This window comes from Algoriphagus yeomjeoni, from assembly GCF_003259505.1.
Lineage (GTDB): Bacteria > Bacteroidota > Bacteroidia > Cytophagales > Cyclobacteriaceae > Algoriphagus > Algoriphagus yeomjeoni.
On the sequence record NZ_QLLK01000003.1, the window covers coordinates 185,012 to 205,312 of the forward strand.

Annotated in this window: 23 protein-coding genes and 1 tRNA gene; 12 read left to right on the forward strand and 12 right to left on the reverse strand. The window is 39.6% G+C overall.

The features are described from left to right. Positions 1–204 precede the first annotated feature (204 nt). The 6 genes from LV83_RS06345 (at position 205) to LV83_RS06370 (ending at position 7,485) form a co-directional block, all read left to right on the forward strand. Positions 205–2,901 (forward strand): M14 family metallopeptidase, encoded by a 2,697-nt coding sequence (locus LV83_RS06345; protein ID WP_111610707.1) that lies wholly within the window; start codon positions 205–207, stop codon positions 2,899–2,901. Positions 2,902–3,045: 144 nt separating this feature from the next. Then, on the forward strand, positions 3,046–3,306 hold the full coding sequence (locus LV83_RS06350; RefSeq protein WP_111610708.1) for a hypothetical protein: 261 nt from the start codon (positions 3,046–3,048) through the stop codon (positions 3,304–3,306). A gap of 115 nt (positions 3,307–3,421) precedes the next feature. Further along, positions 3,422–4,486 carry a DUF4221 family protein gene (locus LV83_RS06355; protein ID WP_245947010.1) on the forward strand — a complete coding sequence of 355 codons (1,065 nt, stop codon included), beginning with the start codon at positions 3,422–3,424 and terminating at the stop codon, positions 4,484–4,486. Continuing rightward, positions 4,458–5,483, forward strand: a complete 1,026-nt coding sequence (locus tag LV83_RS06360; protein ID WP_111610710.1) for a hypothetical protein — start codon at positions 4,458–4,460, stop codon at positions 5,481–5,483. The genes LV83_RS06355 and LV83_RS06360 overlap by 29 nt, the downstream gene beginning before the upstream one ends. An 89-nt stretch (positions 5,484–5,572) precedes the next feature. After that, positions 5,573–6,289 carry an EcsC family protein gene (locus LV83_RS06365; RefSeq protein ID WP_111610711.1) on the forward strand — a complete coding sequence of 239 codons (717 nt, stop codon included), beginning with the start codon at positions 5,573–5,575 and terminating at the stop codon, positions 6,287–6,289. Between the two features lie 38 nt (positions 6,290–6,327). Then, positions 6,328–7,485 (forward strand): aminotransferase class V-fold PLP-dependent enzyme, encoded by a 1,158-nt coding sequence (locus LV83_RS06370; RefSeq protein ID WP_111610712.1) that lies wholly within the window; start codon positions 6,328–6,330, stop codon positions 7,483–7,485. A 61-nt stretch (positions 7,486–7,546) separates the two neighbouring features. On the opposite strand, the gene LV83_RS06375 is transcribed toward LV83_RS06370, so the two are convergent. After that, positions 7,547–7,619, reverse strand: a tRNA-Gln gene (locus LV83_RS06375). A 318-nt stretch (positions 7,620–7,937) separates the two neighbouring features. Between LV83_RS06375 and LV83_RS06380 the strand changes: the two genes are divergently transcribed. After that, entirely contained in the window at positions 7,938–8,180 is a 243-nt protein-coding gene (locus LV83_RS06380; RefSeq protein ID WP_111610713.1) for a hypothetical protein, read from the forward strand. 56 nt (positions 8,181–8,236) lie between these two features. Here the strand turns inward: LV83_RS06380 and rplI are convergent, their stop codons facing one another. The 4 genes from rplI to LV83_RS06400 all read right to left on the reverse strand — a co-directional run bounded on the left by rplI (position 8,237) and on the right by LV83_RS06400 (position 10,385). Further along, positions 8,237–8,680, reverse strand: coding sequence for a 50S ribosomal protein L9 (gene rplI, locus LV83_RS06385; protein WP_111610714.1), 444 nt, complete (start codon positions 8,678–8,680; stop codon positions 8,237–8,239). Between the two features lie 27 nt (positions 8,681–8,707). Next, a complete protein-coding gene (gene rpsR / locus LV83_RS06390) occupies positions 8,708–8,959 on the reverse strand; it encodes a 30S ribosomal protein S18 (protein WP_057937597.1) in 252 nt (83 codons plus the stop codon). Continuing rightward, the gene (rpsF, locus tag LV83_RS06395) at positions 8,956–9,327 is read right to left on the reverse strand and encodes a 30S ribosomal protein S6 (RefSeq protein WP_091695017.1); all 372 of its coding nucleotides are present in this window, start codon (positions 9,325–9,327) and stop codon (positions 8,956–8,958) included. The genes rpsR and rpsF overlap by 4 nt, the downstream gene beginning before the upstream one ends. Before the next feature lie 128 nt (positions 9,328–9,455). Beyond that, the gene (locus tag LV83_RS06400; protein ID WP_111610715.1) at positions 9,456–10,385 is read right to left on the reverse strand and encodes a hypothetical protein; all 930 of its coding nucleotides are present in this window, start codon (positions 10,383–10,385) and stop codon (positions 9,456–9,458) included. A gap of 17 nt (positions 10,386–10,402) precedes the next feature. Between LV83_RS06400 and LV83_RS06405 the strand changes: the two genes are divergently transcribed. After that, positions 10,403–11,005: a methyltransferase domain-containing protein gene (locus LV83_RS06405; protein ID WP_111610716.1), complete on the forward strand. Its 603-nt coding sequence runs from the start codon at positions 10,403–10,405 to the stop codon at positions 11,003–11,005. Here LV83_RS06405 and LV83_RS06410 read toward each other — a convergent pair. Beyond that, entirely contained in the window at positions 10,982–11,761 is a 780-nt protein-coding gene (locus tag LV83_RS06410; protein WP_111610717.1) for a class I SAM-dependent methyltransferase, read from the reverse strand. The genes LV83_RS06405 and LV83_RS06410 overlap by 24 nt on opposite strands. Before the next feature lies 1 nt (position 11,762). Next, positions 11,763–12,149, reverse strand: a complete 387-nt coding sequence (apaG, locus tag LV83_RS06415; RefSeq protein ID WP_111610718.1) for a Co2+/Mg2+ efflux protein ApaG — start codon at positions 12,147–12,149, stop codon at positions 11,763–11,765. Between the two features lie 62 nt (positions 12,150–12,211). On the opposite strand from apaG, the gene ung reads away from it, so the two are divergent. Then, a complete protein-coding gene (gene ung, locus LV83_RS06420; RefSeq protein ID WP_111610719.1) occupies positions 12,212–12,874 on the forward strand; it encodes a uracil-DNA glycosylase in 663 nt (220 codons plus the stop codon). A gap of 35 nt (positions 12,875–12,909) precedes the next feature. Here the strand turns inward: ung and lepB are convergent, their stop codons facing one another. The 5 genes from lepB to LV83_RS06445 form a co-directional block, all read right to left on the reverse strand. Then, positions 12,910–13,983 (reverse strand): signal peptidase I, encoded by a 1,074-nt coding sequence (gene lepB, locus LV83_RS06425; RefSeq protein WP_111610720.1) that lies wholly within the window; start codon positions 13,981–13,983, stop codon positions 12,910–12,912. Between the two features lie 15 nt (positions 13,984–13,998). After that, a complete protein-coding gene (gene dapB / locus LV83_RS06430) occupies positions 13,999–14,721 on the reverse strand; it encodes a 4-hydroxy-tetrahydrodipicolinate reductase (protein ID WP_111610721.1) in 723 nt (240 codons plus the stop codon). Between the two features lie 2 nt (positions 14,722–14,723). After that, the gene (locus LV83_RS06435) at positions 14,724–15,227 is read right to left on the reverse strand and encodes a DUF5683 domain-containing protein (protein ID WP_245947011.1); all 504 of its coding nucleotides are present in this window, start codon (positions 15,225–15,227) and stop codon (positions 14,724–14,726) included. A 107-nt stretch (positions 15,228–15,334) separates the two neighbouring features. Next, entirely contained in the window at positions 15,335–16,246 is a 912-nt protein-coding gene (locus LV83_RS06440) for a ParB/RepB/Spo0J family partition protein (RefSeq protein WP_111610723.1), read from the reverse strand. Between the two features lie 2 nt (positions 16,247–16,248). After that, entirely contained in the window at positions 16,249–17,031 is a 783-nt protein-coding gene (locus tag LV83_RS06445; RefSeq protein WP_111610724.1) for a ParA family protein, read from the reverse strand. A 483-nt stretch (positions 17,032–17,514) separates the two neighbouring features. Between LV83_RS06445 and LV83_RS06450 the strand changes: the two genes are divergently transcribed. The 3 genes from LV83_RS06450 to LV83_RS06460 all read left to right on the forward strand — a co-directional run bounded on the left by LV83_RS06450 (position 17,515) and on the right by LV83_RS06460 (position 20,299). Then, positions 17,515–17,883 carry a hypothetical protein gene (locus LV83_RS06450; protein WP_111610725.1) on the forward strand — a complete coding sequence of 123 codons (369 nt, stop codon included), beginning with the start codon at positions 17,515–17,517 and terminating at the stop codon, positions 17,881–17,883. Positions 17,884–18,179: 296 nt separating this feature from the next. Further along, positions 18,180–19,610 (forward strand): dicarboxylate/amino acid:cation symporter, encoded by a 1,431-nt coding sequence (locus LV83_RS06455; RefSeq protein WP_111610726.1) that lies wholly within the window; start codon positions 18,180–18,182, stop codon positions 19,608–19,610. Positions 19,611–19,666: 56 nt separating this feature from the next. Continuing rightward, a complete protein-coding gene (locus LV83_RS06460) occupies positions 19,667–20,299 on the forward strand; it encodes a DedA family protein (RefSeq protein WP_111610727.1) in 633 nt (210 codons plus the stop codon). The last annotated feature ends 2 nt before the right edge of the window (positions 20,300–20,301 follow it).

Here is a 20,301-nt window from a genome sequence, read left to right on the forward strand (position 1 = left end):
AGCGTGAACATGCTCTCTAAACACAGTTGAATTAATATTCCTCACAATTTCTTGATGTTACATCACATCTGATTCTAGTCCTACTTATTGAGGCAATTTTCCAGTCCTGTAAAATTCTGATAAAAGAGGCCTACATTCAATGATGGCCTTTTTTTTCGTATTATTTTAGAAAGCTAATCCAGTAATTTATCAACCCACATACTTATGAGATTAAAAACTACCCTAGTAATTCTGCTCTTATCCTTGTCCTTGGGATTGTTTGCGCAGACTGTCCCTACCCCGAAATCCCACTTTGGATTTGATATAGGGGATGATTATAAGCTTGCCACTTTCTCACAAACAGAAGCTTATTTCAAGAAGGTGGCCGAAGCAAGTGATAGGGTAAAACTGCTAGAAATAGGCAAGACCGAATACGGAAGATCTCAGCCTATGATGATCGTGACGGCTCCAGCCAATTTCGAGAAACTGGACAGATACAAAGAAATATCCCAGACACTTGCTCATGCTGAAATATCCAGAGAAGAAGCAGAAAAACTTTCCGTGGAAGGAAAGCCTGTCATCTGGATTGATGGTGGTTTACATGCCAATGAGGTGGTTGGCCCACATCAGTTGATTGAGACACTCTATCAACTAGCTTCTAGGGATGATGCAGAGACGCTGAAAATCCTAGATGAGGTGATCATTTTGCTGGTGCATGCAAATCCTGATGGGATGGAAATCATGTCTGATTGGTACATGAGAGAAGATGATCCAAAAGAGCGTGATCAAAATATTCCGATTCTCTATCAGAAGTATGTGGGACACGATAATAATCGTGATTTCTACATGAACAACATGAGCGAAGCGGCTAATATGTCACTACAGCAATACGTAGAGTGGATTCCACAGGTGATCTATAATCACCATCAGACTGGTCCAGCAGGTACAGTCGTGGCTGGCCCTCCTTACCGAGACCCATTCAATCATGTGTTTGATCCGTTGATTATCACCAGTCTGGATGCTGTTGGTGCTGCGATGATCAATAGAATGCATCAGGAAGATCGGCCTGGCTACACCAGACTAGATGGCTCCGTATTTTCTACGTGGTGGAATGGTGGATTAAGAACTACTCCCTATTATCATAACATCATTGGGATCCTGACTGAAATCATCGGGAATCCCACTCCTATGGAGATACCTTTGGTTCCAGAGCGTCTGATTCCAAATAACGGAACACCATACCCAGTAACTCCACAGGAATGGCATTTCAGACAGTCGATTGATTACTCGGTTTCATTGAATTACGCAATTTTTAATCACGCCGTCCGTCATGGAGATGAGTTGCTTTTGAATATTTACTTGATGGGAAGAAAGTCTATAGAAAAGGGTAGTGAGGATAATTGGACTATGTATCCAAAATATGCGCAAGCTGTGGAAGATGCATTCAATAAGGCACAGAAAAGTAATGGAGATGGAAATAGTAATAGATCAAGATTCCCAGCACAGTTTTACGACTCAGTTTATACAGACCCTGCAAATAGAGACCCTAGAGGTTATATCCTTTCTGCAGATCAGCCAGATTTTCCTACTGCGGTGAAGTTCATGAATGCGTTGATCAAGTCAGGTATTTTGGTAGAAAAAGCTACAGCGGACTTTACAGTAAATGGGAAAAGCTATCCGGCAAATTCCTTTATTGTAAAAACAGCTCAAGCGTTTCGACCACACGTGATTGATATGTTTGAGCCACAAGATCACCCAAATGATTTCCTTTATCCTGGTGGACCTCCGATCCGCCCGTATGATGCAGCTGGCTGGACTCTGGCTTTGCAAATGGGAGTGGAAGTAGATAAGTTATACGAAGGTTTTGATGGGCCTTTTGAAAGAATTCCATACGGGGAAATACAATCTCCTCCAGCAAAAGCACTTGCGAGTGGATCCGGCTTTTTGCTAGATGCCAGAAACAATAACAGTTATATGGCGGTGAATGATCTGCTGAAGGCAAAGGTGAAAGTGTATAGAACCACTTCTATGGCTGATGGATTACCAGCGGGTTCATTCTATGTCAGTGGCGGAAAAAAGGAATTGGAGGTCGCCGCCAAAGAATATGGAGTATATCCTGTGCCTGCTTCCATGCCAAAAGGCGCTACGCAGATTCAGCCTGCACGAATTGCCTTGTATGATTATTATGGGGGGTCTATGCCTTCAGGTTGGGTACGATGGATGATGGAGCAATTCCACTTCGAATATCAACTGGTTTTTCCAGCGGAAATCAATGCCGGCGACTTGAAAGACAAGTATGATGTGATGCTATTCATTAGCTCGGGGATTCCTTCAGTTGGCTCCCGAGGATATGGCAGATCGCAGCCTAAGCCTGAAGAAATCGATGAGAAGTACCGTCATATGCTTGGAAGTTTTACAGTGGAGGAATCAGTTCCTCAGATTAAGAAATTCATCGAGGAAGGTGGAGAGGTTATTACTGTCGGATCCGCAACTGATTTGGCTTTTCATCTTGGTCTGCCTGTGGAAGATGCATTGGTTGAAATCGGAGCCGATGGAGAGGCTAGATCGCTCAGTGGAGAAAAGTACTACGTTCCAGGCTCAGTTCTGGAAATGCATGTAGACAATTCTGTGCCTATCAACTATGGTATGGGCGAAACTGCCTATATCATGTTCAATAGAAGTCCAGTATTCAATCTTGCTCCAAATGCAGGGAACCAAGGAGTTAAGCCGATAGCCTGGTTTGGAGAGGAAGAGCCACTTCGAAGCGGGTGGGCGTTTGGACAGTCTTACCTGAAAAATGGCGTAACTGCTTTTGAAGCTGAGATCGGAAAAGGTAAGTTCTATGCTTTTGGTCCAGAAATCACATTTAGAGCTCAATCACATGGCACATTTAAGATGTTGTTTAATGGATTGTATAAATAAATTTAAGGATTGGTTTATTTCAGAAAACGTGCTCATTACAAAATAAAGAGTTCGTTTTCTGAATAAAAAGTTGTTTAGTATTTGTATTTGTATTTGTAGATATTTTGAAGGTTCAATTATTCAAAAATTTAAATTATAAAAACTATGGCAATTCAAAAAATCATTAAAATAAGCTGCTTTTTGATTTTATTCAGCTTAATATCATTCTCATTTTCGTATGCAGGAGATTGCGGAATAGTTTATGTGGATCCTACATGCCAGCTTTTTGCTGGAGAGGAAGGTGGAGCCGATGTTTATGTTTGCGAAGGGGATGATGGGGCATTATTTGTGATTTGCTCCTCTCCAGCATCGATGGGAGCTTGCGCAGGTCCTCCTACTACTTGTTCTGGAACATATGTGTGGTAGAATATCACTACTCGGCAGATACATTTGTCTGCCGATTTTTTTTGCACTTTATTTATCTGCTTGCTCTGAAAATAGAAATGGGACTATGGACTCAATCGATAGTCAGAGCTATCTTATGGATAGTCTAATCCTTAAGATTGATGATAAATCCAGCTATGATTTTAATTATTTTGACATTGGTAGAATAGATGGAATAGAGAAACTGGTTGTACTAAATCAGATTAACTCTTCTGTTGACTTTTATAGTCTCCAAGATGGGAATATTGAAGATAGATTCGATGTGCCTCAAGATGGACCTACTCCAGTTAGAAATACTCAGGGAATGCTCTTTTATAATCAAGATTCGATTTTCGTTTTCACATCCTTTTTACTTTCAAGATTCGGATTGTTTGATAAAAATGGAGAAATAAGATCATTGCACCGACCAATTATTGAAACAGATAATCTTCGAGATAAAGTTATCAATCAAGCCTCGAGCCCAACACTGCCAACGGTTTATTCAAATGGCAAATTGTTTTTTTCGCAATTGACATTGGGCAATCCCGCAGGTAATCCGAAGTTTTCTGAAAGTCACAACCCTGAGTTTATTTATTACCTCGAAAAGGATTCAATTGCTCAAGTACATCATTTGAAAATGCCTGCTGATTACAAAGGGAGTACTATGCCACTGTCATTTTCTTTTCATTCTAAAGCAATGAATGATGCGAATGAATTTGTGGTTTCTTGGTTTGCTACTGATTCTCTTTATGTATTTGATATGGATTTCAATCTGAAGTCTAAACACCTAGGTAAAAGTGGCCTTTCCAAAGGTTTTGAGAAAACAACCTATCCTTTGAGTCAGGAGGAAGCTGATCGGCTGACTATTTCACAGACTCACTATCCTAGGTTGATCTATGATCCATATCGCAGGCTTTACTATAGATTTGCTTATATAGGACGCCCGTATGATCCAAATGAACTGATTGACTACAAATCTACCCAAAAAAACCCATTTTCAATTATCGTCCTAGATGAGGACTTCATTAAGCTGGAAGAGGTGGTTTTTCCAGGAAGTGTCTATAATTTATATCATGCATTCGTTGCGGAAAGTGGACTGTATTTGCCGATGGCAAATATATTTTATGTCAATCTAAGTGAAGATGAAGTTAAGTATGAAATTTTTGATTTTAGTAGCTTGTAGTGTTTTGATTTTGAGTTCATGTAACTCTTCTATAGATGAAGAAGTGACTTTAGAATTTCCTGTTAACATTTCAGGGTTTTATGAGGATATGATGAAAAGTACCCGGCACCCAATGTGGGGTGGACCAATCAAGGTTTTTGAATCTGAAAGGTCACTTGTTTTTCAGATTTCCGGCAGCAAAGATATTTTTCTGTTAGATGCAATGGGTGGAGATGTTTTAAAAGCATATCCTAATCCTCCTGATACCATTGGTGGAATGGTTTACAGGAGAGATCCTGTAAGTTTTGTGATACCTAATGCCCATGGATTTGACTATCTAAAAAATAACAGCAAACTCATTCATTTAAGTGATTTTGCTAAGCTTGAGGATACTTATAAGATCGTTGGAGACAATCTTACTAATCCTTTTAAAATCCTTCATCTTTTGGATAATAGGTTGATTTCTTATTGGTGGGGTATTTCTACAAAAGAATCGTCCTCCACTGGAGGTGTTTATTTCACAGACTTATCCAGTAACTCTACAAAAAAGATAATCCCAGCCGATAAAATTGAAAGAATGGCAGATTTAACGATATCAGATGAAAAAATTTACGTTCTGGAAAAATATCGTCCATTAATCAGTATCTATGATTTTGAAGGAACGAAGCTGCAGATTATGGAAATGCCAAAGTCTAACTATTTGAAGTATCAAAAACTGGTGAGACCTCCCGGCTATTTACAGATGACACCTGAAGATAAAGTAGCTTTCTTGGAAGATAATTATGTTGATATGTATCAGCAAGGAGATACCACTTTTGTTTTGTATCAAACTTATTTTGCCGAAAATCAATCACTCAAAGAGAAATATATTCTTACGATTTTTTCTGATGGAAAGCTGAAAGAGAAAGTTCTTGATATAAAACCTTTGAATTTCAGTTTAACTGGAGACGTGTATTTTTTCAGTGAGACAGATTCAGGTGAGTATCTAATGAAAAAGCCCATAAGCCAATTTTTTTGATTTCTGAATATTCAATTCACTTTTTAGAAGTTTAAACGCATTTCTTTAAGTTTATGTAAATAGAGTGTACCGTCTTAATATTTGACTCAATGGACTCCTACTTACATTACGCCCATGCCGAACTCGCGCTTTGGCAGCATCAACTCAAGAAAAAGCCAGGTTTGGGAGGAAGGTTAACGCATGGAGTGCAGAATAAAATCAATAGCTGGATTCCCGATAAGGTGCATAAAGCGATCACTATGGCTATTGAGAATATGGTGAAAGCAGTGATTACCGGTTCGAGCTGGATTGTGCCGAGGCCGGAAGCGAGTCTGACTTTGAAGCAGCGGGAATTCAAAGTTCGAAGTAGAATCAAATGGTATAGAAACACAGCTTCTGTGGAAGGAGCAGTTACTGGAGCAGGTGGGATTCTGATGGGATTTGCTGATTTTCCAGCTTTTTTGACCATCAAAATGAAAATGCTTTTTGATATCGCAGCACTCTATGGGTTTGATACCAAAGATTTCCATGAGCGCTTGTTTTTACTCTACGTTTTTCAGTTAAGCTTTTCCAGTCAGCAAAGAAGAAATGATTTGATTGGCTTGATAGAGAACTGGGAAGAGTATCGAGAGACGCTTCCAAAGGACTTCAAAGAGTTCGACTGGAAGACTTTCCAATTGGATTATAGAGATTACATTGATCTTGCGAAACTGGCTCAGTTGATTCCTGTCGTGGGAGCAGGAGTGGGAGCTATCGCAAATTATCGTCTGACTGAGCACTTAGGGCGATATGCAATGAACGCTTATAGATTACGTGTGTTAGAGTGAAGTGAAGCTGTATTTTACAACTTGGAACTTATAAACCTATGGATTCTCAGAAACACCTATTTAGTCTTGATCCTGATATTCATTACCTCAATTGCGGGTATAAAGGTCCGCTCATGAAGTCTGCTGAGCAAGCCGCTATTCAAGCGCTTATTCGGGAACGAAACCCGACAAACATTAGCCCGCAGGATTTTTTCTCCGGGGCAAGGGAAGTTAAGTCAAGCTTTGCGGAGCTAGTCAATTGCGATCCTTTTCAAGTAGCATTGATTCCTTCTACTTCCTACGGGTTTGCTACTGCACTTGGGAATATTTCCTGTGAACATGGTCAGCATGCGATCGTACTTGAAGATGAGTTTCCAAGCGGGTATTTTTCCCTTAAAACCTGGTGCGACAGAAATCAGGCGTTACTTAAAGTAGTCGGGCCAGATGCAGATGCTCCAACTCCAGGTGAAAGTTGGAATAAGAACTTACTGGCTAGCATCACTTCTGAGACTGCGGTGGTGCTCATGTCATCAGTCCATTGGATGAATGGGCTGAAGTTTGATCTGGAGAGCATAGGCCAGAAATGTAAAACTGTAGGGGCGATTTTCATTGTGGATGGCACACAATCGACTGGAGCGGCTGAAATGGATGTCAAGCGATTTAAGATCGATGCATTGATCTGCGCTAGTTACAAATGGCTTTTTGGGCCTTATGGAATGGGGATTTCCTATTTCGGACATGCATTTGATGGAGGAAAGCCATTGGAGGAATCTTGGCTGAATCGTACCAATTCGCAGGATTTTGGGAACCTCACCAAATACGATCATGAATACACAGAGGATTCAGGTAGATACAATGTAGGAGAGATGAGTAATTTCATTCTTTTGCCTATGCTAAATGCTTCGCTGAAGCAGATCAATGAATGGACAGTGGCAGAAATAGAGAAATACTGCCATGAGCTCACTGCACCGCTTTATAATTATCTCAAAAGTAGAAATGTGGTTCTTGAGGAGGAGCAATATACTTCTCATCACCTTTTTGGGTTAAAACTTCCAGAGGAATTCGACTCCGAGCTTTTGAAAAGCAACCTGCAAGCAAACAAAATCTCTGTTTCCAATCGTGGAGGGAATCTGAGAGTGTCGGTGAATGTATTTAATACCCCTGCTGATATTGAAAAGCTAATTCAGAGTTTGGAGGCTAGTTGGGTAGGAACTTAATCCTTGAACAAATTATAGGCATAAAAAAAACCGCTGGATTTCAGCGGTTTTTTAGTTTCTGTTGGTCTACCAGGGCTCGAACCTGGACTCTTCTGAACCAAAATCAGACGTGTTGCCAGTTACACCATAGACCAGTTTTGGATGAGATTCCTTTTGGGTCTCTCTTAAAGTGTCACAAAGGTAAAGTCTTGGTTCTTTTTTTCCAAGCTAGCCCCAAAACATTTTTCAGGTATTCTACCTATTAGTCTTTAATCTGCTGAAAATAAAGGTGTTTTAATTTCATGAGACTCTTTTTTTTGATTTGAAAGCAGGGGGTCGCTATTTCCTTAATTAGAAAGAATACTCTTTTAGATTGTGAAATTGTTAATAATGAGCAAGTTATATTGCTTATTTAGAAATGTTTATTCATTTTTGTCGAAATATTGAAAATAACGACTAAACCTCTATTCACTATGCAAGTTGAGAAATTAGAAAAAACAGTACCTGAAGTGGTACAGAAGTTAACAAAGTTGAAATCAGAAACTTTGGCAGCTGAGCTGTCTTGGTGCTGGGTAAGTTTCCAGAATGATAAAAACCCAGTAGGAGTGATCGAAAAAGGTCAGGCTGCTCTTGAGTTATTCAAAGAAGCTAGAGAAAAGAATAGCAAGGCGGTTTCAAAGAAACTTGTCGAAAGCTTTGAAAAAGCATTGAATTAGGCATAAAAAAACCCCGAATTTTCGGGGTTTTTATTTTTATCAAATGTTAGGAGTAATTATTCTCCTGAAACGTTGAATTTAACGTTAGTTTTCACTTCTCTATGAAGATCAACTTCCGCTTCGAATTCTCCAGCACCATCAACTGGTGTATTGATAGAGATTTTCTTTCTGTCGATGTCTATACCCTGAGCTGCTAATGCATCAGCAATCTGTAGCGTAGTTACTTTACCGAAGATTTTACCTGACTCACCGATTTTCGCTTTGATCTCTAAAGTAAGAGCCTCAAGTTTCTCAGCGATATTCTGAGCTTCAGTTTTAATCTTTTCTGCTTTGTGAGCAGCTTGCTTGATATTCTCAGCAAGAATTTTCTTGTTAGATCCAGTGGCAAGTACTGCGAAACCTTGAGGGATCAAGTAATTTCTTCCGTACCCTGGCTTTACAGCTACCAAGTCATTCTTATAGCCAAGACCTTTGATGTCTGTTTTTAGTATGATTTCCATTTGTAATGATCTTTTGTGATTGGACGATTATTTCAACCCATCGGTTACGAATGGCAACAACGCCAAATGTCTTGCTTTCTTAATAGCCTGAGCTACTTTTCTCTGGAATTTCGCAGAGTTACCAGTAAGTCTTCTTGGAAGAATTTTACCTTGCTCATTGACAAACTTCAACAAGAAATTTGGATCCTTGTAGTCGATGTACTTGATGCCGTGCTTCTTGAATCGGCAATACTTTTTTCTGATTTCGCCTCTATTGATTGGCTCGTTAACTAATGTCATTTGGTGGCTTCCTCCTTAGCTTCAACTTTTTTGTTAAACTCTCCTTTTCTTCTTCTTTCGGCATAAACAATTGAATGCTTATCCAAAACAGTAGTCAAGAATCTCATCACTTTCTCATCTCTTCTAAATTCTACTTCGAATTTGCGGATAAGCGTAGGATCGGCCTTGAATTCAACCATAACGTAGAAACCAGTAGTCTTTTTCTCAATGGTATAAGCCATTTTCTTAAGACCCCAATTTTCCACATTAATAACGTCTGCCCCCAGTTCTTTTAACAAGTTCACAAACTTGTCGACAGTATCCTTCATCTGAACATCAGATAAAACGGGAGTTAAAATGAATACCGTCTCGTAATTTCTTTGGAACATTTTTTTAATGTGTTTAAGGAATTTAATAAACAGGATGCAAAAGTAAGGAAATCCTGCTGTATTCCAAACAAATAGCCAACACAAAAGTAGGAGAAGATCAAAAAAAAGCCTCCCGAAGGAGGCCTTGATTATTTCACGGTGAAAGTCTTTGAGCCGACTTCGTAATTATCTACAAATATTTTAACCTGATGAGTTCCTGAAACATAATCAGAGCCTTTTTCATAAAAAAATGTCAATTCCTGCTCTGTGTTATCAAATATCACATCTTGCTTTACAGTATAGAACTTCTCTGCTCCATTCATCATGAATGTACCAGAGCCTTTGGCAACATCAAAAATTGGCTGCTCGTTTGGCGCTAAAACCTGAACATAAATGTTTCTTGGGCCTTTTTCAGCTACTTTGTTGTCAGCTAGGTTGAAGCTCACTTTGATCCGTTCGATTTGACGATTTCTGAAGTCTTTGGTAGTTTCTACTCGCTCTTTCCCTCGGGAATTTACGGCTGCAATTTCAATGTTTTCAGCTTTCAGCATAGATGCTACATTGACCTTGGCCTGTAGATCCTCTTTTTGAAGGTTAAGCTGCGCAACTTCTTCTTCAATTTCAGCTTGGGTAGTTTTTAAATCTTGATTTTCAGTAAACAGTTGTTGATTCAAGGCACGTAATTCTAAAATTTCCTGATCTTTCTCAACGATCATAGAATTGTAGCTTTTTATTTTTTCATTTAAAGCTGTTATCTCTGAAGAACTTCTTTGTCTTGATGTATTTCTTTCCGCGATCAATTGATCACGAACCTCCTCAAGTGCTTCTACATCACCTCCAAGTTTTTCAATTTCTTGAATTCTAAGATCCAACTGATAAGTAACAGAATCGAGTCGCTTGTTCAGGTCATTATTTTCTGTAGAAAGCAACAGGATTTCTTCTGTCTTTTTAGTTCTATCGATGTAATCCGTATATAGTTTGATGCCACTTATTATTACTAAGAGTATCAATACTATTATGATAATGTTTTTACCCTGATCTTTCTTTTCAGGTGTATTTTTTTCAAATTCAGTATTCATTAGAATAGGACTTTAGAATGGCTTTTTTAGACAAAGATTATTGGACTGAAAGGTACGCTACAGGCAAGACTGGCTGGGATATTGGTTTTGCCTCTCCTCCTTTAATACAATATTTAGACCAAATTGAAAATAAGACCTTGCAAGTTTTGGTTCCGGGAGCTGGCTCGGGGTATGAGGTAGCTTATGCCAGAAAATTGGGCTTTAAAAATCTCCATATTTTAGATTTCTCTGAAGAAGCTTTGGTCAGGTTTAATGCCATTGATCCAGGGTTTCCAGCTAGCCAAATTCATCATCAAGATTTTTTCGAACATCAAGGTTCCTACGATCTGATTTTGGAGCAAACGTTCTTTTGTGCACTTGATCCTTCACTGAGAACCAATTATGCTTTAAAAATGAAGGAGCTACTTAAACCAAACGGAAAACTGGTCGGAGTTTGGTTTGATCGCGAGTTTGACTTTGATGGACCTCCGTTTGGAGGAAAGTCAGCTGAATATCGAAGCCTTTTTGAACAATATTTTGATGTGATCATTTGTTCTCCCTGTTACAATTCTATTCCAGAGAGAGCGAGTTCGGAGGTGTTTATGATTTTGGGGAATTCAAAAATCCAGGATGTATTCTGATTTTTCTCCTGGGTAATTTAAGAACACAATTCCACATTCAAAGAAGTCCAAAGTAAGCCGAACTTCCCGTTTGCGTTTAATTTCTTCCCACGCCTTTTCCATCTCTGCCGACCAATGAATATCGCCTATGGCGATAATTGATTTAGGATGGGTTTTTGCTAAAATTTGTTCAAAGTAATGTAGGGTGCCTTCATAGGTATGCGTAGCATCTACCAGCGCAAAATCGACTTGGGTAAGATTACTCAAAGTGTAGGGAAGTGTATCCTTAAGCACACCAATTTGGAGGCTCAAATTATCATATCCTTGACTGGGAGTTGCTACTCTTGCTATCTCCTCTGAGCCCTCAAATGAGTACAAATTTCCTTTAGTGACTTTCGATAGGTATCTGCTTGTAATTCCCATGCATGTTCCTAGTTCTAAGACGGTGTCTGCAGGGGTAAGTGTGCAGAAGTACTGGTAGAGTTGGGCGAATTTCCGACTACTTGTGCTGAATTTTGTGATATCTGCGACTTTTCTCAAAGTGGTATTTACACGCTTCGAGCCTGCCCCATAATCTGATACTTCGATAATATCATCTGTAGTTAGCAGACTTTTTCTAAAAGCTTCAATTTCTAGGTCTTCTTCTTTCCTGGAATGAATAAAATGATTCAGACCTTGATAGGTATTGAATAATAAAGGAGACTGAAGAGAATATTTATCTTCCTTCTTTAGCCAATAATTAAGATAGGAGAGAAGTGGGTAAACCTGATTCAGCAAATTAATTTTGGAAGTAACTCGCGATCATTTGAAATTCTGGAATAGTCACATCGAACTTAGTTCCATCAAAAAGTTTTTCCATGCTGTAAACTCCAGTCATCTTGCCCAAACCTGACTTCAAATTGCAACCTGAAACATAGCTGTGGGATTCTCCTGGTTCCAAAATTGGTTGCTGGCCAACTACACCTTCACCTTCAATAATTTTTTTTGTTTCTGCAGCATCAAAAATTTCCCATCTTCTGCGTAATAACTGAACAGTTTGGCTGCTTTTGTTTTCAATAGTTACTTTGTATGTAAATACGAAATGGTGCTGATGTGGACTTGAGAATTCTGACTGGTAAGTGACTTCAACACTCACCTGGATTCCAGATGTAACTGCTATTACCATGTAAAGAATAATTTAAAAGTTTGTAAAGATATGATTTATAGTAATAATATCAATAAATACAGATGATAGTCAAAATAGAACCAAGCTGGTACAAGGCTTTGCGTAAAACATTTGAGCAAAAATTTTTTACAGACTTAATTACTTTTGTCAAAGACGAGTATGCGAGCGGAAAGGTTTTTCCCCCGGGTAAAGAAATATTCAATGCATTTGATCACTGTCCTCTAACTACGGTCAAGGTAGTTGTACTTGGGCAAGATCCCTACCATGGTCCTGGGCAAGCACATGGTTTATCGTTTTCTGTAAAAGCCGGCGTGCCATTTCCTCCTAGCCTTCTGAATATATTTAAGGAGATAGAAACTGACTTAGGCAAATCTTTACCTTCAAACGGTGATCTTACACGCTGGGCAGATCAAGGGGTTTTCCTATTAAATGCGACCTTGACGGTAAAAGCTCATGAAGCAGGTTCTCACCAGAAAAAAGGATGGGAGGAATTTACGGATGAGGTAATTCGGACAATAAGTAACGACCGTGAAAACGTCGTTTTTTTACTATGGGGAGCTTACGCTCAAAAAAAATCAGTGCTAATAGATTCAAAAAAACACTTGGTTCTGAAAGCTCCACATCCAAGTCCACTATCTTCTTATAGAGGTTTTTTTGGATGTAAGCACTTTTCCAAAACCAATGAATACCTGATTGCAAATGGGAAAAAGCCAATAGAGTGGTAAATGATAAAGCCCTGTAGTTTTTCAGGGCTTTATCATTAGTTTATTCCATTAAATATTCTGCTCCAGCGAATCTTGCTGAACATTGATTCATGCTTGTCCAGAGATAGCCATAGGAACCATGCCTTGCCTACTATGTGGTCCTCAGGGACAAATCCCCAATACCGTGAATCCAGTGAATCGTGGCGGTTGTCACCCATCATGAAGTAATAATTCTGCTTGAAGGTATAGCTGTCTACTTTCTGACCATCGATGAAAAGTTGACCGTCTTTTGCTTCCACATTTTCTAGGCCTTCATAATTCACGATAGTGGAAGCGTACCGCATCACATTATCTGCAGTCATTGGGATCGTCCAATCCTTCGCGGGAACCTGAAGTGGACCGAAGTTGTCCCGGTTCCAACCCAGTGCGAGTCCATCAGGGAAAATAAGTGAATCTCCTTTTGCTTTCTCAATACGCTTAGTCGCAGAGCTAACCACAGGAGAAGATTCTAATCTGTTAATCATTTGTTCTGTACCGAACACCAAGTAGCCTGACCCATCACTAAATGGTATATAGCTATCAGGGTTGATCTCATAATCTTTGAAGAAATCCGTTGTCAGTGGTCTATTCGTGATCACATCATAAGAATACTGCATTTCCGAAGGTTTCTCAGCTGCTTGGTCATTGACAAATAGATCGCCGCTCTTTACCTGAACCACATCACCTGAAATCCCGACTGCTCTTTTGATGTAGTTGGTCTTTAGATCAGTAGGGTATTGGAATTCAGTAGGATAGTTAAAAACTACCACATCATTTCTTTCTACATCGGAGAAACCAGGAAGTCTATAATATGGAAGCTGGATAGCATCGGAATATGAAGGGATTTCTGTTCCCCATATTTTTTGATGCGTTAATGGTACCTGAAGTGGAGTCATTGGGAATCTAGTCCCATAATGCATCTTACTAACAAATAGAAAATCCCCAACCAACAATGATTTTTCCATCGAAGCTGTGGGAATTGTAAAGGGTTCTAGTAATAGCCATCGGATTAAACTGGCTGCTACTACGGCAAAAATCAAAGCATCACCCCATTCTCTGGCTGCTGATTTTTTCTTAGTTGACTTACTCATGATTAGTTTTTAGGTTCAGAAAGATAGAAAATCATCCATGGAAAGCACACCTTTCTTTCCTTGAATCCACTCAGATACTAAAATTGCGCCAAGGGCGAATCCTTGACGGCTATGAGCTGTATGTGTGATTTCGATATGGTCGATTTCTGACGAGTAGCGGATAATATGTGTTCCGGGAGCCGGATCTATGCGCTTGGATGTGATAGGCAGCGACTGTTCGATTTCGTTCGCTCCTTCGGACAGGTTCCAAGTGTGTAGCCCTTCTGTGTTTTTGATGATGCCTTCGGCTAAAGTGATAGCAGTTCCAGATGGAGCATCTTTTTTGGCAGTATGGTGTATCTCTTCTACGGAGCTTTTGTAGCCAGTAGTTTCATTCATAAGCTTGGCTAGGAATTCATTGACTTTGAAAAAGATATTCACTCCAATGCTGTAATTAGAGGCGTAGAAAAACGCTCCGTTTTTAAACAATGTTAATTGCTCTATTTCTGGTTTTTGGTCTAGCCATCCAGTGGTGCCCGAGACTATAGGAATACCTCGCTCGATTGCCCATTTAATGTTTTCTACGGCCGCTTCTGGCTGACTAAACTCAATCGCGACATCTATAGTAGACGGGTCTAGTGTATTTAATTCTTCAAGGTTGTCAATATTGATTTTCCCCGCTATGCTATGGCCACGTGATTCGGCTAGCTGACCTATCAGCTGGCCCATTTTCCCGTACCCGAGAAGTAAAATATTCATAGTTAAAAGTTGAGTTTTACTGAAAGCCCCACCGATGTGTTGTTTGAAGAAAACCTTTCGTAGTGAGGCTCAAATTTTAATGCGATATCGTCCGATACATCAAAACCTGATAGATGCGCATCTACATTTGCGTCAATCAAGTTCAGTGCATAGATACCTACTAATAACAGGTAGCAAAGATCACGGTTTTTTCGCCAATAATTAACATTTCGAACCAAGCCATCCCGATTTAAACTTGGGAAATCTGTTGGAAGATCATCGTCAAAATCGGAAAGAGCTTGTTTAAAGATTTGGTACCTTCTATTATTGAAGTTAATGAAGTAAATATCAGTGATTAGGCCGGCATATATCAAAGGAACCTTCCATGCTTTTTCATTATAAACTTGTCCTGCGCCAGGCAAAATAGCAGAAAGTATGGTTGCTTTTTTAGGGTTTTTTGGAAGTAAAGAATAATCTGGTTCTACCTTCGTCACCTCTGGTCTTTCTACCTCTACTTCCTCTGTCACCTGCGCGAAGGATGGTATGCTAAGGAAGAAACAGAAAAGCAAAAATCCCACTGTGATGAGTGGGGACTTCTTTAAAACTAATCTATGAGAATATGATAGTTGCAATGTTAGATGATTTCTAGGATTTCCAGAATTCGGTTGAGATCAGAGGCTGAGTTAAATGGGATTTTGATTTCACCCTTATTTTTTGGGTTTGACTTCAATGCTACCTTAGTCCCAAAATGAGAGGCCAGTCGCTGCTGAAGTTTATTGATCTCATATTTACGGACCGGATCTAGCTCCTTATTAGCAGGCTTTTCTGGTTTTCCTTCATTTAAAGCTTTCACTAAAGCCTCAACTTTTCTCACACTTAACTCTTCTTCAACTGCTTTTTTGAAAATAGCTAGTTGCTTATCTACATCTTCAATATTGATTAAAGCACGAGCATGTCCCATAGATAATTGCTGATCGCGGATCGCTGCCTGAATGGTGGGAGGAAGTTTTAGAAGGCGGAGGTAGTTATTTACAGTTGTCCTGTTTTTACCAACTCTATCTCCCAGTTCTTCCTGTTTCAAATCACATTCTGCCAGAAGTCGCTGGTACGATTGGGCAATTTCCAACGCGTTTAGGTTTTCACGCTGTATGTTTTCAATAAGTGCCATTTCCAGCATTTGCTGGTCATTGGCGGTTCGGACGTAAGCTGGGATTTGTGTTAATCCAGCGATTTTTGAAGCTTGAAATCTACGCTCTCCTGAAATCAGTTGATACTCATCTGTGTCCAACCTCCTTACTGTAATCGGCTGAATGATACCTTGAACCTTTATCGATTCGGCAAGTTCTGCCAGAGCATCTTTATCAAAATGAACACGTGGTTGAAAAGGATTGACTTGTATTTGATCAAGGGGTATTCCAAAAATGCCAGTTTTAACTACCTCAGGTAAAATCTCCTCAGATTTGTGTTTGGCAGGACTATCTTCAAGCAGGGCTCCAAGACCTCTTCCCAAGACACTTTTTTTTCGGTTAGGCTTATTATCTGACATAGTTATTTGGTCACTTTTTGTACATCATTTTTCTGTACTATTTCACCCGCCAGATTCAGATACGCTACGGCACCTTTACCATCTGCATCAAAGGAAATAGCTGGCAAACCAAAGCTCGGTGCTTCGCTAAGCCTTACATTACGAGGGATGATTGTTTCAAAAACCATGTTTTTAAAATGCAATCTAACTTCTTCGACGACTTGGTTAGATAGTCGAAGTCTCATATCATACATGGTGAGCAAAATCCCTTCGATCTCAAGATCTTGATTCAGTCTTGTTTGAATGATTTTTATGGTATTTAATAATTTCCCCAAACCTTCTAAGGCGAAGTATTCACATTGAACTGGGATAATCACTGAATTGGCAGCCGTAAGCGCATTGATTGTGATTAATCCTAATGACGGAGAACAGTCGATGATGATGAAATCATACAAATCCTTAAGATCGTGAATGACCTCCTTCATCTTTTCCTCTCGATTATCCAGGTTAATCATCTCCACCTCTGCACCCACTAAGTCAATGTGAGATGGTACCAATTCTAAATTTTCAATTTCTGTCTTATGTATGATTTCTTTAACGTCAATTCCATCTACCATGCACTCATAAATGCTGGTGTTGATGGATTTGGGATCATGACCTAAACCAGAGGTAGTATTAGCCTGTGGGTCAGCGTCAATCACCAGGGTTTTAAATTCCAGGACAGCCAAACTAGCCGCCAAGTTCATCGCTGTGGTAGTTTTGCCTACTCCGCCTTTCTGGTTGGCTATGGCAATGATTTTTCCCATGGTGTTATTTAAAGAGTAATTTAATCTCAATATTAAGCAAAATGAATTCTTTTATGGCTGATCGGGCTGCTTTTTTTAGCGAGTACAAAAGGAGCTCTGGTCGATCAGTTTAGATTTTCTCGAGATATTTTTGGTAGGTAAAATATTGATTATAAGTGCCTTGATTTGTTCTGTTAATGTCTATTCTACACTGACATCCTGTTGATTATTTATAGATGCCCACTTATGAATCTGTATTTCACAAAAAAATGTGATTATCCTACCGAGATCGAAATTTAAATGGTTGCATAGTTTGGGATGGTACGCAGAGGAGCTTTTTGCAAATTTCATCCCCTATAGCACAGAGGGAAGCTGGAAAAATCTAGAAGGGAGTTGGACGAGAACGTGGAGGCTTTTCTAATTGCAAACTTTCTGAATAAATATTTTTTTCACCTATATATAATCAGATTTTTTTTCAACTAGCTTTGATCTCAGTTAGCTCATATGAAGATTTCAGGAATTCTAATCTTATTTCTTAATCTAGTTGCATCGGTAACCTTTTGGGCGGTTAATACCTCATTGATTGTTGATTACTCAATTCAATCAAACAGCGAAATAGCGTTTCCTGAATTAGCTATTCAGCAAAGTTCAATCCTGGAGATAGGTGATGCACTTACAAATAGGACAGCTCCAGAAAGACCGGTAGTTCGCACCGTCCATAATTTTTTCAAATCTCAAACTATAGCCAATAATTTTTCTGGTTTATCGGCAATCTGTCAAGCAAGTGAGCTGAATTATAATAAAGCTGCGTTTACCCTAGACACAAACTTACCTGCTTTTTTAATCGTTTTTCCCCATCATTATTTTACTTAGTCAAAAACCTAGCTAAAGGCTTTTAAAGGAACTTGGCTAAACACCAGAATTCTATCCTATTCTTTTCCATGGATAGGCTCAGTTGCCAACTCAAGCGGTATTTCGATCAATACATACTTAGCCATAAACTAAGTTAGGTTCCTTGTATGGAAAAAACGCTGGAAAAACTTCATGTTCCGCATTGCTTTGATTCAAGTAATTCCAAAGCAAAAAATATCCATCACTTGCTTTTGGGTTTCCCCAATGCCCAATTATCAATCTTATTTATACAAGCTAATTAGGCTTCACACTATATCATGACATTCAAAAAAAACACCTCTATCGTGCTAATCCTAGCCGCCTTGGCAACGCAGGCAGCAATATTTATCGTCATTCATATGATTTGGCCTGGACTGGTTTCCGAGTCCACTCTAATTGCAAGCAGATGGTTAGGCTTGATCGCAATCGTAGGCTACTGCCTGAAGAGAGCCTCACTAACTACTTGGATATTCGGCAGTATGCTTATCGGCATTGTCATAGGCTTGGATTTTCCTGAGCTTGCCATGAATCTGAAGGTGGTCAGTCAGGTTTTTCTTAAAATGATCAAAACGGTGATTGCCCCTCTTCTTTTTGCTACTCTGGTGGTGGGTATTGCCGGGCATTCCAACCTGAAGCAAGTCGGCCGAATGGGTTGGAAATCCCTGCTATATTTTGAAGTAGTCACCACGTTTGCCTTGTTGATCGGATTAGTAGCGATCAATATTTCTCAAGCTGGAGTCGGTATTGAGCTGCCTGCTGGTGAGGTTCCGATTCAAGGTTCTGCTAGAACTTGGCAGGAGGTGATTTTGCATGTTTTTCCTGAAAATATTGCCAAGTCTATTTTTGAAGGAGAAATTCTTCAAATAGTAATTTTCAGTATTCTGTTTGGGATAGGGTTAGCGATGGTGAAAGATGGTAAACACAAGCAAACCATGCTTTCCTTCACCGAAAGTCTCTCAGAAGTTATGTTCAATTTCACACGAATTATCATGTATTTCGCTCCTTTTGGTGTGGGGGCTGCGATAGCATACACTGTAGGAGAGATGGGATTGGGGATTTTGGTCAATCTTTTTCATTTGTTGGCCACACTCTATGTTGCATTGCTGGCATTCTTATTACTGGTTTTGCTCCCAGTTGCGCTTCTGCTGAAGATTCCTGTAATCAAATTTTTAAAGGCAATCTCGGAACCCGTTTCTATTGCCTTTGCAACCACCAGTTCTGAGGCGGCACTTCCAAAAGCCATGGAAGCGATGGAAAAGTTTGGAGTACCTCGCAAAATCGTCGCATTTGTAATGCCAACAGGCTATAGCTTCAACCTGGACGGCACGACTCTCTACCTTTCGTTGGCAGCAATCTTTGTTGCCCAGGTGGCAGGAATAAAAATGGGGATAGAAGAACAGCTACTGATGGTCCTTACTTTAATGCTCACCAGCAAAGGAGTTGCAGGAATTCCAAGAGCTTCCTTGATAATTTTGATGGGAACCGCGGCTAGTTTCAATCTGCCTATGGCCCCTATCTTTTTGATCCTGGCAATTGATGAATTGATGGATATGGCTAGAACATCAGTCAATGTAATTGGCAACTGTCTGGCCACTTGCGTGATAGCAAAATGGGAAGGTGAATTTGGGCTGCCTCCCATTGAGAATCTAGATTTTAGTTCGCATGAACCTGTATTGAATAAGGAAATGCAGGAGGTATTGAGCAATTGAGATGAGCAACTATAGTGCATCCATTCACATCTGTCCACAGTTAATTCTATCCAACTATGATTGAGTTTATTCAATCTACTTTAGGGCTAATAAGTCCTGAATTGATCATCAATAAGGGCGGTCTCATCCTACTGCTTGCGATTATATTTACAGAAAACGGTCTGTTCTTCGGATTCTTTTTGCCTGGAGATTCCCTGTTGTTTCTTGCTGGTATGCTTTGTGGATTACCCATATTGGATGTCAGCATTCTATTGTTGATAAGCTGGATAGTACTGGCAGCATTCTTAGGATATTTACTATCCTATGTTGTTGGATTAAAGTTGGGTAATTGGTTACTATCCCGGCCAGATTCACTCTTCTTCAAAGCGAAATATCTCAATATGGCCGCATCTTATTTTGAAAAGAGGTCTCAAGGGGCTATCATTATCGGAAGGTTTATCCCGGTAATCCGAACTTTCCTCCCTCTCTGCCTTGGGCTTATAAAATCAGATTTTAAGATTTTCATGATTTATAACCTCATCGGATCTTTAATCTGGACATCCAGCTTGGTGCTGGCAGGATACTTCCTGAAACTGATCTTTCCAGACCTAATTCATTATCTCGAATGGATAATCTTACTAATTATGGTTGTTACATGCATACCAGTTCTCAAGCAATTTTATAAAATCAAGAAAGGTCAGGGTTCTTAAGC